General features: G+C 70.7%; 14 protein-coding genes. 6 read left to right on the top strand and 8 right to left on the bottom strand.

Features of this window, described 5'->3' with window-relative positions; all coding sequences use genetic code 11:
* The first annotated feature begins 4 nt into the window (after positions 1–4).
* The gene (locus tag ACFY0F_RS15190; protein ID WP_388793284.1) at positions 5–895 is read left to right on the top strand and encodes an SDR family oxidoreductase; all 891 of its coding nucleotides are present in this window, start codon (positions 5–7) and stop codon (positions 893–895) included.
* Positions 896–1,250: 355 nt separating this feature from the next.
* On the opposite strand, the gene ACFY0F_RS15185 is transcribed toward ACFY0F_RS15190, so the two are convergent.
* The 3 genes from ACFY0F_RS15185 to pip form a co-directional block, all read right to left on the bottom strand.
* On the bottom strand, positions 1,251–2,729 hold the full coding sequence (locus ACFY0F_RS15185) for a glutamate--cysteine ligase (protein WP_388793282.1): 1,479 nt from the start codon (positions 2,727–2,729) through the stop codon (positions 1,251–1,253).
* Positions 2,730–2,906: 177 nt separating this feature from the next.
* Complete coding sequence (locus ACFY0F_RS15180; RefSeq protein WP_388793280.1) at positions 2,907–4,484, bottom strand: carbohydrate-binding protein; 1,578 nt, start codon at positions 4,482–4,484, stop codon at positions 2,907–2,909.
* 192 nt (positions 4,485–4,676) lie between these two features.
* Entirely contained in the window at positions 4,677–5,657 is a 981-nt protein-coding gene (gene pip / locus ACFY0F_RS15175) for a prolyl aminopeptidase (protein WP_388793278.1), read from the bottom strand.
* 208 nt (positions 5,658–5,865) lie between these two features.
* Here pip and ACFY0F_RS15170 point away from each other — a divergent pair, with 208 nt between their 5' ends.
* The gene (locus ACFY0F_RS15170) at positions 5,866–6,816 is read left to right on the top strand and encodes a hypothetical protein (RefSeq protein ID WP_388793276.1); all 951 of its coding nucleotides are present in this window, start codon (positions 5,866–5,868) and stop codon (positions 6,814–6,816) included.
* Between the two features lie 648 nt (positions 6,817–7,464).
* Here ACFY0F_RS15170 and ACFY0F_RS15165 read toward each other — a convergent pair.
* Together ACFY0F_RS15165 and ACFY0F_RS15160 are read right to left on the bottom strand one after the other, a co-directional pair.
* Positions 7,465–8,997: a CHAD domain-containing protein gene (locus ACFY0F_RS15165; protein ID WP_388793274.1), complete on the bottom strand. Its 1,533-nt coding sequence runs from the start codon at positions 8,995–8,997 to the stop codon at positions 7,465–7,467.
* 54 nt (positions 8,998–9,051) lie between these two features.
* Positions 9,052–9,450 (bottom strand): DUF4440 domain-containing protein, encoded by a 399-nt coding sequence (locus ACFY0F_RS15160; RefSeq protein ID WP_388793272.1) that lies wholly within the window; start codon positions 9,448–9,450, stop codon positions 9,052–9,054.
* Positions 9,451–9,554: 104 nt separating this feature from the next.
* Between ACFY0F_RS15160 and ACFY0F_RS15155 the strand changes: the two genes are divergently transcribed.
* Complete coding sequence (locus ACFY0F_RS15155; RefSeq protein ID WP_388794046.1) at positions 9,555–10,400, top strand: RNA polymerase sigma factor SigF; 846 nt, start codon at positions 9,555–9,557, stop codon at positions 10,398–10,400.
* A gap of 89 nt (positions 10,401–10,489) precedes the next feature.
* Here the strand turns inward: ACFY0F_RS15155 and ACFY0F_RS15150 are convergent, their stop codons facing one another.
* Positions 10,490–10,636: a hypothetical protein gene (locus ACFY0F_RS15150; protein ID WP_388793270.1), complete on the bottom strand. Its 147-nt coding sequence runs from the start codon at positions 10,634–10,636 to the stop codon at positions 10,490–10,492.
* 371 nt (positions 10,637–11,007) lie between these two features.
* On the opposite strand from ACFY0F_RS15150, the gene ACFY0F_RS15145 reads away from it, so the two are divergent.
* Positions 11,008–11,853 carry an SGNH/GDSL hydrolase family protein gene (locus ACFY0F_RS15145; protein WP_388793268.1) on the top strand — a complete coding sequence of 282 codons (846 nt, stop codon included), beginning with the start codon at positions 11,008–11,010 and terminating at the stop codon, positions 11,851–11,853.
* A 19-nt stretch (positions 11,854–11,872) separates the two neighbouring features.
* Here the strand turns inward: ACFY0F_RS15145 and ACFY0F_RS15140 are convergent, their stop codons facing one another.
* Positions 11,873–12,325 (bottom strand): SRPBCC family protein, encoded by a 453-nt coding sequence (locus ACFY0F_RS15140; RefSeq protein ID WP_388793266.1) that lies wholly within the window; start codon positions 12,323–12,325, stop codon positions 11,873–11,875.
* Between the two features lie 200 nt (positions 12,326–12,525).
* Here ACFY0F_RS15140 and ACFY0F_RS15135 point away from each other — a divergent pair, with 200 nt between their 5' ends.
* Entirely contained in the window at positions 12,526–12,696 is a 171-nt protein-coding gene (locus tag ACFY0F_RS15135) for a hydrophobic protein (protein ID WP_388793265.1), read from the top strand.
* Between the two features lie 90 nt (positions 12,697–12,786).
* Here the strand turns inward: ACFY0F_RS15135 and ACFY0F_RS15130 are convergent, their stop codons facing one another.
* Entirely contained in the window at positions 12,787–13,578 is a 792-nt protein-coding gene (locus tag ACFY0F_RS15130) for a polysaccharide deacetylase family protein (RefSeq protein WP_388793263.1), read from the bottom strand.
* A 228-nt stretch (positions 13,579–13,806) separates the two neighbouring features.
* On the opposite strand from ACFY0F_RS15130, the gene ACFY0F_RS15125 reads away from it, so the two are divergent.
* Positions 13,807–14,601, top strand: a complete 795-nt coding sequence (locus ACFY0F_RS15125; protein WP_388793261.1) for an SAM-dependent methyltransferase — start codon at positions 13,807–13,809, stop codon at positions 14,599–14,601.

Raw genomic sequence — 14,601 nt, 5'->3', positions numbered from 1 at the left:
CGCCGTGACGGATGAGCACAACGCCCAGCAGGATCCGACCACACAGCACCCCCGCCCCGACTTCCCCTCCCAGGATCAGCCGCACCCCGGCTGGACCGGGCCGATGGACCCGCCGCCGGACCACGGCGAGGAGTCCTACCGCGGCTCGGGTCGTCTGGAGGGGCGGAAGACCCTCATCACGGGCGGGGACTCCGGTATCGGACGTGCCGTGGCGCTCGCCTTCGCGCGTGAGGGCGCCGACGTGCTGTTCACCTACCTCGAACAGGAGGAGGACGAGGCCCGTGAGACGTCCCGTCTGGTCGAGGACGCGGGCCGCAAGGCGGTCGCCGTCTCCTGCGACATCCGTGAGGAGGGCAACTGCCGGGCGCTCATCGAGCGGGCGGTCGCCGAGTTCGGACGCATCGACGTCCTGGTGAACAACGCCGCCTACCAGATGTCCCAGCCGGACGGCATCGAGGCGATCTCCACCGAGCAGTTCGACCGGGTCCTGCGGACCAACCTCTACGGGATGTTCTGGCTGACGAAGTTCGCCCTGCCGCACATCCCGAAGGGCGGCAGCATCATCAACACCACGTCGGTGCAGGCGTACAAGCCGAGCCCGCATCTGCTGGACTACGCGACGACGAAGGGCGCGATCGCCACCTTCACCCAGGGACTGGCCCAGCAGCTCGCGGATCGCGGGATCCGTGTGAACGCGGTCGCTCCCGGCCCGGTGTGGACGCCCCTGATCCCCGCGACGATGCCCGAGACGGCCGAGTTCGGCAAGCAGAGCCCGCTGGGCCGCCCGGCACAGCCGGCCGAACTCGCTCCGGCGTACGTCTATCTCGCCTCCCCCCAGGCGAGCTACATCACCGCGGAGATCCTCAACGCCACCGGCGGCACCCCGCTGCCCTGAGCCGGGAGCCGCCCGGGGTGGGGGCGGGCCCGCGGGCCCGTTCCTCCCAGGCGAAGTCCGCCTAAGGTGGCGATGATCGTGATCATCCGCAGCCGCCGGGAGACCGTCGCGGACGGGGTGTCCGCGAGGGTGGCGGGTGGAACGGGGGTCTGGGGCGCGTCGTCCCCGACGTTCATGGCGGCCTCCTCCTGGTCGTGTTCGGACGTCGGGTACCCGACGGGCCGCAAGCCAGGTTCTCACGGGTGCGCACTGCGACGGGCAGCGGTACATCGGGCGCACGGGTACGAGGCCTGCTCGACGGTCACGGACGACTCGGCGCCGAGCCCGGTGATTCGGGCCGTGGGCAGGCCGCTGTTCAGTCGACCGGCCAGGTGTGGGCAGGCGCGTTGAGATGCATGTAGTCGATGTACTGCCGGGTCATCCGCCGCAGGGCCTCATGGCGGCCGGTGTGGGTGGCGGCGTCGATCCGGTGGAACATCTCCTTCTGCCAGACCGCCCCGTTGCGGACGTTGACACACCGCTGCTCGATGATCCCGAGCAGTGGCTCCCGCCACGCCTCGTCCATGCCGGAGCGCATCAGTCCGCGGTGCGCCAGCGGCAGCAGACGCCGCAGGACGAGCTCGGACGCCGGCACCTCGCCCATCCCGGGCCAGTACAGCCGGGCCTCGATGCCGTGCCGCGCCGCCGCGTGCAGGTTGTCCTCGGCGGCCGCGAACGACATCCGCGACCACACCGGCCGTTCCTCCTCCACCAGCGCGCGGGTGAGCCCGAAGTAGAAGGCGCCGTTGGCGAGGGTGTCGGCGACGGTCGGGCCGGCGGGAAGCACACGGTTCTCCACCCTCAGGTGCGGCTTGTCGTGGGCGATGGCGTAGACGGGACGGTTCCAGCGGTAGATGGTGCCGTTGTGCAGCGTCAGCTCGGCCAGTTCGGGGACGTCGCCGCGGTCCAGCGTCTCGCCGGGGTCCTCCTCCTCGCACAGGGGCAGCAACGCGGGGAAGTACCGCACGTTCTCCTCGAAGAGGTCGAAGACGCTGTTGATCCACCGCTCGCCGAACCAGACCCGGGGCCGTACCCCCTGCACCTTGATCTCCTGCGGACGGGTGTCGGTGGCCTGTTCGAACAGCGGGATGCGGGTCTCGTGCCACAGCTCCTTGCCGAACAGGAACGGTGCGTTGGCCGCCAGCGCCACCTGGATGCCGGCGATCGCCTGGGCCGCGTTCCAGTAGTCCGCGAACTCCTCGGGGGAGACCTGGAGGTGGAACTGGGTGCTGGTGCACGCGGCCTCGGGGGTGATCGTGTCCGCGTAGGTCCGCAGCCGGTCGACGCCGTCCACCTCGATCAGCAGGTCCTCGCCCCGGGCCGCGAAGATCTGGTCGTTGAGCAGCCGGTAACGCGGGTTCTCCGACAGGGCGGCCTCGCCCATGTCCTCGTGTCTGAGGGTGGGAAGGATGCCGATCATGATCAGCCGGGCGCCCACCGACCGGGCGCGTTGCTCCGCGAGGTTCAGCGCGGCGCGGATCTCGGACTCCCAGGCGTCGGGCCCGCCCGCCGTCAGCCGACGGGGCGGGATGTTGATCTCCAGATTGAACCGGCCCAGCTCGGTGGCCCAGGCGGGATCCGCGATCGCCTCGAGCACGTCGACGTTGCGCATCGCCGGTTCCGCCCGGTCGTCGACCAGGTTCAGCTCGATCTCCAGGCCCACCTGGGGCCGCTCGGACTCGAACCGTGACTCGCGCAGCATCTGCGCGAACGCGTCGAGGCACTCCTGCATCTTGGCCCGGTACCGGCGGCGGTCCTCTCGGGTGAAGACCAGCGCCGGGACGTCGCGTCCCATCGGCCCTCCCGGCTTTCCCCCTCGGACACCTCTCCATCCAGCGTCGCACCAGCGGGCGCCCCGGACCAGGCGGGCCGCGCGGCAATCCGCCGGCGCGGCGGCCACCACGGTGTCGGAGACGCTGCCGCCGCCTTCCCCGGCGGCCCGCCCGGGTCTCCAGGGCGGGCCGCCCGCGGGCTACGGCGTCACCGGAGTGCCGCCGAAGGTCACCACCAGGTGGCCGTCCGCGGCGAAGGACCAGCCGAGGGCACCGCCGTAGGAGGAGCACCGGGAGCCGTTCGAGCCGGTCCAGAACTGGTTCGAACTGTCGGCGTCGCCGATGGTCTTGTCGTTGGACCCGCTGACACCGAACCGGCACGAGGTGTTGTTCCGGAACACCGAAGTGCCCGCGTCGAACGAGAAGTTGCGCTGGGCGTTGTCGATGCCCACGTTGTTCGAGACGGTGATCCTCCCCGGGTTGCTGTTGTAGGTGAACCCGTGATGACCGTTGTGGTAGGCGATGCTGTGCTGGACGACGTGGTCGACCGCGATGTCGTCGCCGCCGAGCTTGTATCCGTTGCGGTCGCCGTTCTTGTTCACGGTGCCGTCGGTGAGGGTGCCGTTGTTGTAGGAGAGGGAGTACTCGATCGTCACCGGGCCGATCGCACCCGTGTCCTTCTTGGTGAAGAGGTCCCAGCCGTCGTCGATGTTGTTGTGGGAGACGTCGTAGCGGAAGACGTTCCCGGTGCCGGTGGTGAGCTTGGCCGCGAAGCCGTCGGCGTCCTCGCCGTCGGAGTCGGCGTTGTCATGGGACTCGGAGCTCAGGATCAGGTTGTCGGACGGCCACTGGCTGCTCGGAGTGCTGGAGGCGATCCGGCCGAGCTGCAGTCCCGTGTCGCGGTTGTACGCCGTCACCGTGCGCTCGATGACGTTGTTGCTGCCGCCGACGTAGATCCCGTTGTCACCGGCGTGCTCGACGGTGAGGCCGTAGACGTGCCAGTACGAGGCCATCAGCTGGAGCCCGCGGTGGGCGGGACTCTCGCTCTGGGCCGAGAAGTTCAGCACCGGAATCTCGCCAGGGTAGGCGGACAGGGTGGTGCGGGCGCCGGAGGTGCCGTCGGTGCCGGCCGGGACGGTGACCGTCGAGGAGTAGTTGTACGTGCCGCCGCGCAGGTAGATCGTCCCACCGGGCGCGACCCGGCTGATCGCCGAAGTGAGGGTGGTCGGCGCGGACTGCGTCCCGGCCGCGCCGTCGGTACCGTTCGGCGCCACGTACAGCGCGCCGCTCGTCGGCGGGGTCGTGGCGCCGCTCGTCTCCACGTCGAGGTAGTCGATGTTGGGCAGGCCGCCCGAGGCCGTCGGGTTCAGGCGGATGGTGTTGCTGCCCGCCTTGAGTGACACGGTCAGGGTCTTGGTGGCCCAGGTCGACCAGGCGCCCGTGGCCTCGAAGGACGGGCTCTGCACGGTGGATCCGTTGACGACGAGGTCGACGGGGCGCGCGGCGGTGGCACCGTTGGCGAAGCGGACGTTCAGGGCCGCCGTGCCGGCGGTGGCGGCGTTCACGGTGAACTGCGCGTAGGCACCGGTCGCGTTGGTCCCGTTGCAGAATCCACTGCCGGAGTATCCGGCCCAGTCGGAGTCGACGGTGCCGGTGCAGACGGACGGTGAGCTCTCGGCCTCGTAACGCGCTGACGCGGCCTGCGCGGTGGTGCCGGACAGCGCTGTGAGGGTGCCGGCCAGCAGGCCGACGGACGCGATGACTGGTCTGAGGTGCATCGTTCGTCTCCAGGTTGTGTGCGGCAACATGGGTCTGTTCGAGTGCGTGAACGCGTCCTGCGGCCGGATGCCCCGTTACTCCGGGCAGAAAGCGCTTTCCGGAGACGTTAGGGAGACGTCATGCGCGCGTCAATAGACCTGCACGTGATGTGGGTTCATGATGATGAACAGCGGGCTGGGGTGGCGCAGGGCTTACCGACCGGGGGCGGGCCGCCGGCGGGCGTACCGGTCCGTCGCCGCCACCAGGGCGTCCACCACACCTGGTGCGCCCATCGTGTGCCCGACCTCGTCCACCACGACCAACTCGCTGCCGGGCCACGCGTGATGGAGGCGCCACACGGTGCCGAGCAGGTTGCCGAAGTCGAGGCTGCCCTGGACCAGGGTGCTGGGGATGCCCCCGAGGAGGTGGGCGTCCCTGAGGACCACCCCTTCGTGGTTGCCCGCGCCGAGGAAGTGGTCGTTGCCCCAGTAGTGGGTGACGGTCCGCGCGAAGCCCGTGCGGAACAGGGGGCCCGCGAAGCGCGCGACCGAGCGCGGCGGCGCCGGGATCGTCGCCGTCTCCCAGTCCGTCCAGGACCGCGCCGCGCGGGCCCGCACCACCGGGTCGGAGGACTCGATCAGCCGGTTGTACGCGGCCGCGAGGTTGCCGTCGCGTTCCCCCTCCGGCAGCTCGGCCAGAAACCTCTCGAACGCCTCGGGAAAGATCCGGCCGAGCCCTCTGGTCAGCAGGGCGACCTCGGCGTTCGATCCGGTGCCGACCGCCGCGAGGATGAGTTCGGACACGGCCCACGGATGCGTCTGCGCGTACCGCAACCCGAGGACGGACCCCCATGACACGCCCCACACCAGCCACCGCTCGATTCCCAGGTGCCGGCGGAGCAGCTCCAGGTCGGCGAGGAGATGGGCCGTCGTGTTGACGCTCATGTCGGTGTCGTACGCGCCGGCATGGGGAGTGGACCGCCCGCAACCGCGCTGGTCCAGGAGCACGATGCGGTAGGCCGCCGGGTCGCAGTACCGTCTGAACGCCGCGTCGCACCCGGAGCCCGGGCCGCCGTGCAGCATGAGCGCGGGCTTGCCGTGCGGGTTCCCGCAGACCTCCCAGTGGACGCGCTTGCCGTCACCGACGTCGAGCATGCCGCTGTCGTACGGCTCGATCTCCGGGTAGAGGCCCATGGGAACCCTCATGGTGAGTCAGCGGCTGGAGCCGGTCCGGGGGAGCAGGCCCAGCCGCCACGTCGGATTCGGGCCATGGCGCAGGTACTGCGGCTTGCCGGAGCTGCTCGTCGGCGTCTGATCACAGCCCGCGCGGATCATGTGCTCGTGTCGTCCCGCGCCGCTTCCTGACTGTCCGTTACGATCGGTTTCCGACCAGGCGCCCGGCGTGCCGACGGAGGGCGAACCGGCCGTGATCGACCGTGAACGCGTCATCAGAACGCTGACGTTCTGGCTGCGCCCCGCTTTCCTTCTGCGCGTGGTCTACCGCTTCCAGCGGATCGTCGGGTTCGATCGTTCGATGGCCCTGGCCTCCAGCGCCCTGACCGCCCTGATCCCGCTCGGGATCCTCGTCGGCGCCGTCTTCGGCAACGCCCTGGGCCAGGACATCGCGGACGGGATCATCGGGTGGTACGGCCTCACCGGTGACGGCGCCGAAGCGGTACGGGATCTTTTCTCCCCGGCCGGGGGCGAGTCCCAGAGCATCGGCGCCATCGGGGCCGTGTTCCTGGTCATCTCCGCTCTCAGCTTCGCGCGCGCGGCACAGCGGCTGTTCGAGCAGGCCTGGGAGCTCAGGCCGCTCGGTGTGCGCAACACGCGCAACGGCCTGGGGTGGCTCCTGTCCGTCAGCGGCTACATGGCGGTCAGCGGGTGGATCTACGCGGCCCTGTCCGGCGGTCGGCTCGGTCTGGCGGCCGCGGTGTGCGAGGTGCCGGTGACCGCCGGCTTCCTCGTCTGGAGCGGCTGGATCCTCTCGGCGAAGCGGATCGGCGGCAGGGCCCTGCTGTCCTTCGCCGCCGTCGCGGCGGTGCTGATCGCCGTGTATTCGCTGGGGACCTCCGTCTACCTGCCGCACCTGTTCAACACCTACGCCGCGCGGTACGGAACCGTCGGCGCCGTCTTCGCCATGATCTCGGCGCTCTTCGGGGCCATGCTCGTCATCGTGGCGTCGGCGGCGGCGGGACGGGAGGTCCGCGACGAGCTCGCCCGCATCCGGCAGGGGGCCAGACCGTCGCAGAACGAGATCCGCCGGGAGTGGGACAACGTGGTCCAGCACACCCGGTCACGCTGGCAGAGCGCACGCGACCAGCTTCCCCGCCCCCGCCCCCGGCACCAGTGACCTGGGCCGTCCGATGGCATCCGGCCACTGCTGCACCTCGCGCGGCACACGGGTCCGAGGCTCGCCCTCGGCCTCGGGGGCGGTGGCCCCGGGGCGGGTCGCGGGTCGGCTTCGGCTCGGGCATCGGCGCTCCGGCCCTCAGGGGGCGCCGACGGTCACTGCTGTGCCTTGCCTGGGGCGCTTTCGGGGCGCGCGTCCGGTTTCGGGCCGATGGGCCGGGCGGCGTTCGGGGCCGCTGTGTCGTGGGCGGGAACACGTCCGAGGGCGCCCGGTCCGGGGCCGCCGGCGTCGGCTCCGGACCGCCTCCGGTGGGCGCAGTGCCTTGCGGGGACGTGTTCGAGTGGCCCGGCCCGGCCCGGGCGCCTCGTGACCCCGGTTCTCAGGGCGTGTCCGGTGGGCGCAGTGCCTTGCGTGGGCGTGTTGGCGTGGCCCGGTTCGGTCCGGGCGCCCTGTGGTCCTGGTTCTCAGGGCGTGTCCGGTGGGCGCAGTGCCTTGCGTGGGCGCGTTCGCGTGGCCCGGCTCGGCCCGGGCGCCCTGTGGTCCCGGTTCCCAGGGTGCGTCCGGTGGGCGCAGTGCCTTGCGTGGGCGTGTTTGCGAGGCTCGGCTGGTCCGGGCGCCCTGTGGTCCCGGTTCCCAGGGTGCGTCCGGTCAGCGCAGTGCCTTGCGCAGGCGCGCTTTGGAGGCTCGGCGCCAGATCTCCGGCAGCTCCTGCTCCCGCGCATGCGCTGTGGCCCGCTCCTGACCGTGCAGCAGTCCCCAGGTGAAACCGGGCTCGCCCGCCGCGTGGGCCGCGACGGCCAGCCGGCGCAGCGCGTCCCGGGCCACGGCGCTGTCGTGGTGATCGCCGCACACCTTCTGCACGGCCTTGACGCGCCTGCCGAGACGCCGGGCCGGCTTGCCGAGGGCGGGGCCGGCCGTCTCGGCGGCGTAGCGCAACCGCTTCGCGGCCTTGCGGGCCTGGTGCAGGGCGGCGTCGCGGTCCGGCCCGGCAGGGAGCGCCAGAGCGCGGTCCATCCGCTGCCGCAGTCGCTCGAACTCCTTCACAAGCGCCTTGGCCATCATCTTCTTCGGTTTGCGGGCGGCCTTGGCGCGCAGCGGCGGACGGTCGCTCAGCTCACCGAGCCGCTCCAGCAGCGCGAGGTAACGTGCCGAGGCCAGTGCGTCGAGGGTCCGATGGCGGGCCGTGTCCGCTCCCGCCACGTCCCAGGCCCGCAGCCGCGCGGCGACCGGACCGAGGACGAGCTCGTCGGGCAGCTCCCGGACGCCCGTGTCCAGGCGCTCGGCCAGCACCTCGTGGTCGCGCTCCGCACCCAGCTCACCGGCCAGCCACCGCAGCTCCCCGCGGAGCGGGTCGACCGTCTCGCGGTCCAGGACGGAGCGGTGGACGCGCAGAGCGGCGCGCAGCCGGCGGCACGCGACGCGCATCCGGTGCACCGAGTCGGGCGTGCCACGACGCACCGCCGGGTCCAGATCCACCAGTGCCCGCACCTGCGCAACCAGATACCTGGACACGTGCTCGCCGGCCGAACCGCGGACGGCCTCCGTGCGCGGCTCCCGATCGGTGTACCCCGCCGGCGCCGTCTCGGTCAGTGCGCGGGCGAGCTTGGACGGCGCGGACGCACGGTCCACGCCGTTCTCGCGCAGCACCTTCTCCACGTCGTCCAGGAGAGCGGGGTCGCCGCCCTCGGAGAGCTCCACCTCCATCTCCGTCCACACGGCGTGCCCGCCCCCCTCGATGAGGGAGTCGGCTCGGACGGTGTCCATGCAGATCTCGGCCAGCACGCCGCCCTCGGCGTCGGCGAGCTCACGCACGGAACGGGTGGTGCGGATCCGTACCACCGGACGCAGCGGCGCGCCGCGCGTCCGGGACAGCACCAGCTCGCGCAGTTCCTCCGGCACCTCGTCGGCCGGCGGACAGCGGATCTCCTCGCGGCTGTCACCGGCCAGGGGCAGCTTGAGATGCCACCCGGCGTCCGTGCCGCCCGTCCTGTGCCGCAGTGTCGCCGAGCTGCGGGCAAGCCGCAGGTCGGTGGTGTCGTAGTAGACGGCGTCCAGGTCCTGGATTCCGCGGTCGATCAGCGACGCGGCGCTGTTCACACCAGCCAGGGCGGACAGCCACGACATGTCGTCCGCAGCCGGTGCCGCGTACTTGCGTTCGATCTCTCGTGTCGACTGGCCCATACCCTCCGCGTTGACGCGATCGACCACGTCAAACCCGAGGGCCCAGCACAGGGCTCACGGATGGTCGTACCAGGCGACCGCCGAGATCCGCCAGCCCGCCGAGGTGCGGACGAGCTGCAGGGACTTGGTGCCCCCACCCTCGAACGCCGCACCGTCCAGCCGTCCGGACTTGCGGTACGTACTGAACCGCGAGGCGACGTCGCCCGCGATCCTCGTCTCCTCGGACGTCTCCCACTCGCGGAACTCGGCCAGACGGCCCTCGGCCAGCAGACGCCGGCGAGGCTCGATGAACTCGTCGACGGTGTACACCGCGAATTCCGGGCCGGTCTTGACGATCACACCGGTCGGCAGCATCAGCCGGCGTATCCGGGCCACGTCGGCCGTCCGGCCGCCCCGGTTGTCGAAGGCGGCGAAGAAATCGGCGGTCACCAGGTCGATCTCGGGCTTGGACATGGCACGAGTCTAAAATCCGGTGCATATCCGGTGCGGGTCCGGGTAGCCGCGGCTCATTGGCAGTACGCACACACGTCGGACACTTCGGCATGGGGAGGGGCATGATGACGGCCGCGACGGTCAGGAACACCGGTCGGCAGACAGTGGTCGAGGTGCCGGAGGTCGCCGATCCGTCGGCCGTGGCGCCCAAGGACGCCCGTGAGCTCTCCCGGCTCTTCTTCGACCGGCTGGCGGTCCTCGAGGAGGGCACGCGCGAGTACCAGCACGTGCGCAACACGCTGATCGAGATGAACATGTCCCTCGTCCGCTACGCGGCGGGCCGGTTCCGCAGCCGCGGGCCGGAGGAGATGGAGGACATCGTCCAGGTCGGCATGATCGGACTGATCAAGGCGATCGACCGGTTCGAGCTGTCCCGCGAGGTGGAGTTCACCTCCTTCGCCGTGCCCTACATCGTCGGCGAGATCAAGCGGTTCTTCCGCGACACCTCCTGGGCCGTGCACGTGCCCCGGCGGCTGCAGGAGGCCCGGGTGCAGTTGGCGAAGGCCACCGAGGAACTGCGCAGCCGCATGGGCCGTACGCCCACCGCCAAGGAGCTGGCGGAGCTGATGAGCCTCACGGAGGACGAGGTGATCGAGGCCCGGCTGGCCTCGAACGGGTACAGCGCCTCCTCCCTGGACGCCGCGATCAACAGCAGCGAGGACGGCGAGAGCGTGCTGGCCGACTTCATCGGCGCGGAGGACGCGACGCTGGGGCTCGTGGAGGACTTCAACTCGCTGGCTCCGCTCATCGCCGCGCTGAGCGAGCGCGAGCGGCAGATACTGCACTGGCGCTTCGTCGAGGAACTGACCCAGGCCGAGATCGGCGCCCGCCTCGGCTGCTCCCAGATGCACGTCTCCCGCCTGCTCTCCCGCACGTTGGCCCGACTGCGCGAAGGGCTGCTCGGGTCGTAGGGCCGTCCGCCGGACGTCGGGCCGGTCTCCGCGGGAATCGTCCCGCCGGAGACCGGCCCGTTCTCGTTCCGCGCCGGCCGTGGCCTGCGTCAGCCACGGCTCCGCAGTTTGCCCAGCAGCCGCTGGGCCTGGGCCCGTCGCCGGGGGTCGGCCGCCGCACGGCGTACCTGCTCGGCCGTCCGCCGCCCCTGGGGGCTCCTGGCGAATTCCTTGATGCGCTCCAGCACGCCCGGCATGACTTCTCCTTCTCGTACTGCGGACTTTGCCTTTCCGTGAACCTCGATTACCCCGCGAAGGGGCGCGTAGCCCCGTCACTCCTCACGTGCGGCATCGAAGAAGTGCCGTCGGCAGCGTTGACGCGGTGTCCCGCCGGCCGCACATTACGAATCGGTAGGACCGTGCGGTCACCCCGCGCACCGTTCTCCGCGGTCGTCGGCGTGCGCGCTCTGTCCCCACGGCACGGCCGTCGGCACTTTCCCTGCTCGAACCGCTGAACTCTCGCCACCAGCACGCCCGTCGGCACGCCCTTCGGGTATCGCCGTGCCCGCACCAGCCGCGTCCGTTTCCGAGAAGAGAGCACACGCCGATGCATCCCCTTCGTAATGTCATGACCGCGACAATAGCGGCCGTGGGTGCCGTCGCACTCAGTCTCGCGGGCCCCGCCGCACACGCAGCCGCACCTCTGGAGTACGCCGCCCTCGGCGACAGCTACAGCGCCGGTTCCGGCGTTCTGCCGGTGGACCTCACCAATCTGCTGTGCCTGCGCTCCACGGCGAACTACCCGCACGTCATCGCCGCCCGGACCGGCGCCGCCCTGACGGACGTCAGTTGCGGTGCCGCGCAGACCAAGGACTTCACCGGGGCCCAGTACCCCGGAGTACCGCCGCAGCTCGACGCCGTCGGGCCGGACACCGACCTGGTGACACTGACGATCGGTGGAAACGACAACGGCACCTTCATCAACGCCGTGCTCGCCTGCGGTTCTGCGGGGGTCCTCAGCGGCGGACAGGGCAGCCCCTGCAAGGACCAGCACGGCAGCTCGTTCGACGAGCAGATCGACGAGGACACCTATCCCGCGCTGCGGACCGCACTGCGCAACGTCCGGGCCAAGGCGCCGAACGCCCGTGTGGCGGTACTGGGTTACCCGTGGATCGTGCCCGCCGACGCCGACCCCTCCTGCTACGCCAAGCTGCCGGTCGCCTTCGGCGACGTGCCCTACCTGCGCGGCATCCAGGCGCACCTCAACGCCGTCGTCGAGCGAGCGGCCGAGGAGACCGGTGCCACCTTCGTGGACTTCTCCCGGGCGTCCGAAGGCCACGACGCCTGCAAGCCGCTCGGCACCCGGTGGATCGAACCGCTCCTGTTCGGCACCAGCATCGTCCCCGTCCACCCCAACGCCCTCGGCGAGTCGAGGATGGCTCAGCAGACCCTGAGCATCCTCGGACTCGGCTGACTCCGATGGGCCCTCAGGTTCAGACCTCTCCGCGCCACGCACCGGTCTCCAGGCCGCCGCGCTCTTCGATGAACCCCTTGAACCGCTTGAGGTCGCCGGTGACCTGCCGCTTGACGAAGCCGAGCTTGTCACCGACGGTCTCGGCCACCCCCTCGGGGGCCACCTCCATCTGCAGCATGACCTTGGTGCGGTCCTCGCCCAGCCGGTGGAAGGTGACCACGCCGGCCTGCCTGGCCTCGCCGCCCACGGTGGTCCAGGCGACGCGTTCGTCGGGGATCTGCTCCGTGATCTCCGCGTCGAACTCCCGCTGCACACCGCCGACCTTGGTGACCCAGTGGGTCAGCGTGTCGCTGCGCTGCTCGATGCGCTCCACACCGTCCATGAACTCGGGGAAGGTCTCGAACTGCGTCCACTGGTTGTAAGCGGTGCGGACCGGGACGTCGACCTCGATGGACTCTTCGACCTGGGACACGATGGTGTTCCTCCTTCGACTGTCGTGGACCGACCGGGTTCCTGGCTGCGCGCCGGATATGCCTGCCGATCGAAACGGGCATCCCGTCACTTCCGTGAGGGAACTCCACCCGGTGCCCGCCGAATCGGTGAAGAAACCCGGTAAATCGACTGTGTGTTCACCCCATTGCCGGGCACCAGGAGCGGCGGAGGTTGATAAACATGGTTCCCCTGCTACTCGTTCTGCTGCTGGCTCTGATCCTCTTCGGTGCGGGTTTCGCACTGAAGGCACTGTGGTGGATCGCGGTGGTCGTGCTGGTCGTCTGGCTGCTCGGCTTCGTCGTCCGCACCGCGGACACCGGTGGCCGCAAGGGCCGCTGGTACCGATGGTGACCCTGCGCATCAGCGCATCCCGACCGTGGGCCCCGGAAACGTCCGGGGCCCACGGTCTGTCGTGTGACGGCCGGTCAGCCGGTCGACCGGTCAGCGCACGGGAAAACCGAAGGAGCGACCCTGCCGCTTCAGCCAGGGCAGGATCTCGCGCAGAGCGGCGACGGTCTGGGAGCGGTCGCCGCCCGCGTCGTGGAACAGCAGAGTCGGACCGTTGGACATCTCGTTCCTGACGGTGGTGACGATCGCGTCCGTGCCGGGACGTTCGAAGTCCTTGGAGTCGACGTTCCAGCCCAGCGGCCGCATGCCGTGCGAGGCGGCGAGGTTGCGGCTGTAGGGGGTGAAAGCGCCGCCGGGGGCCCGGTAGTACATCGGCCGGACACCACCGGAGGCCTCGGTGATCATGCGGTCGGCGGCCAGGATCTCCTGCGACTGGTAGGCCTCGGACTTGGTGTCCATGGTGGTGTCGTGGGACACCGTGTGGTCGCACAGCCGGTGACCGGCCGCGACCACCGCCTTGACCAGATCCGGGTGCGCCTGGGCCTGTGTGCCCACCATGCAGAACGTGGCCTTCACACCGTTGTCCTTGAGTACCTGCAGGACCTGCGGAGTCCACGTCGGGTCCGGGCCGTCGTCGACGGTGATGTTCACACCGTGCGCGCCGCGGTCGGAGGCATGGGCGATGTCCACGGACACCCGCGCCGCCACGCTGCCGCGGGGCACCGCGTGCGTCGATGCGTGATGCGACACGCCCGCGCGCGGCTCCTGCGCACCGACCGACCCGGCCTGCGCGGTCCACGCGGAGGTGGCGGCGGCCAGCGCCGTCACACCGACCGCCGCCGCGAACACCCGACCGTGCCATCCCCGTGCGCCACGCCGTCCCATGTCGTACCCGTCCTCGCCATCCGCGCCTTCATCCGTGCACCCGTCAGGACGGAGGAAACGCACCGAGGGATGCGCCTGTTACCAACCACGGACAATTCCGGGCGCCTTCGGCTGCACGCCGACCGACCGTACCGCGAACTGCGCCCGTCCGCCGACAAGTTGATGTGGGAAACTCCCAGGACCCGTCAGCGGTCAGGACCGTGGTGGGTCCGCCGAGAGGAGCGCAGTGTGACACAGGACGGCTTGAGTGCCGAGATCGACACCAGCAGGCCGCACCCCGCACGGATCTACGACTACCTGCTGGGCGGCAAGGACAACTACGAGGTGGACCGCAGGGCGGGCGAGGAACTCGCCGCCGCGGCCCCTGAGGCGCGCAGCGGCGTGCGGGCCAACCGCGCCTTCCTGCGCCGAGCCGTCCGGTACGTGGTGGGCAGCGGCGTGCGCCAGATCCTCGATGTCGGCACCGGGCTGCCCACCTCACCGAACGTCCACGAGGCCGCCCAGGAGGTGGCGCCCGACGTACGCGTGGCGTACGTCGACAACGACCCGATCGTGAGCGCGCACGCCAACGCGCTGCTCAGCCGCTCCGGCTCGACCAGCGTCGTTCTCGCCGATCTGCGTGACCCGCAGCGCATCGTGGACCATCCCGGCATCCGCCGGGTCATCGACTTCGAGCAGCCGGTCGCCCTGCTGCTCGTCGCCGTCCTCCACTTCCTCACCGACGCGGAGAAGCCGCAGCAGATCGTCGCCACCCTGCGCGAGGCACTGCCGGCCGGCAGCTTCCTGGTGCTCTCGCACGCCACGGGCGACTTCGCCGACCGCAGCGGAGCCCAGGCCGTCTACAACAACGCCACCGCCACCCTGAACCTGCGGACCCGCACCGAGGTCGAGCGCTTCTTCGACGGGTTCGACCTGGTCGAGCCCGGTCTCGCCCAGGTTCCGTTCTGGCGCCCCGACACACCGCCGCCTGCCCGGTCCGGCGAGATCGGCTTCTACGGCGGCGTGGCTCGCAAGAGCCGCTGA

The sequence above is a fragment of the Streptomyces sp. NPDC001544 genome (genome assembly GCF_042894285.1).
Taxonomy (GTDB): domain Bacteria; phylum Actinomycetota; class Actinomycetes; order Streptomycetales; family Streptomycetaceae; genus Streptomyces.
Note: the sequence above shows the minus strand (reverse complement) of the source record. Positions and strands in the feature narration are given on the sequence as shown.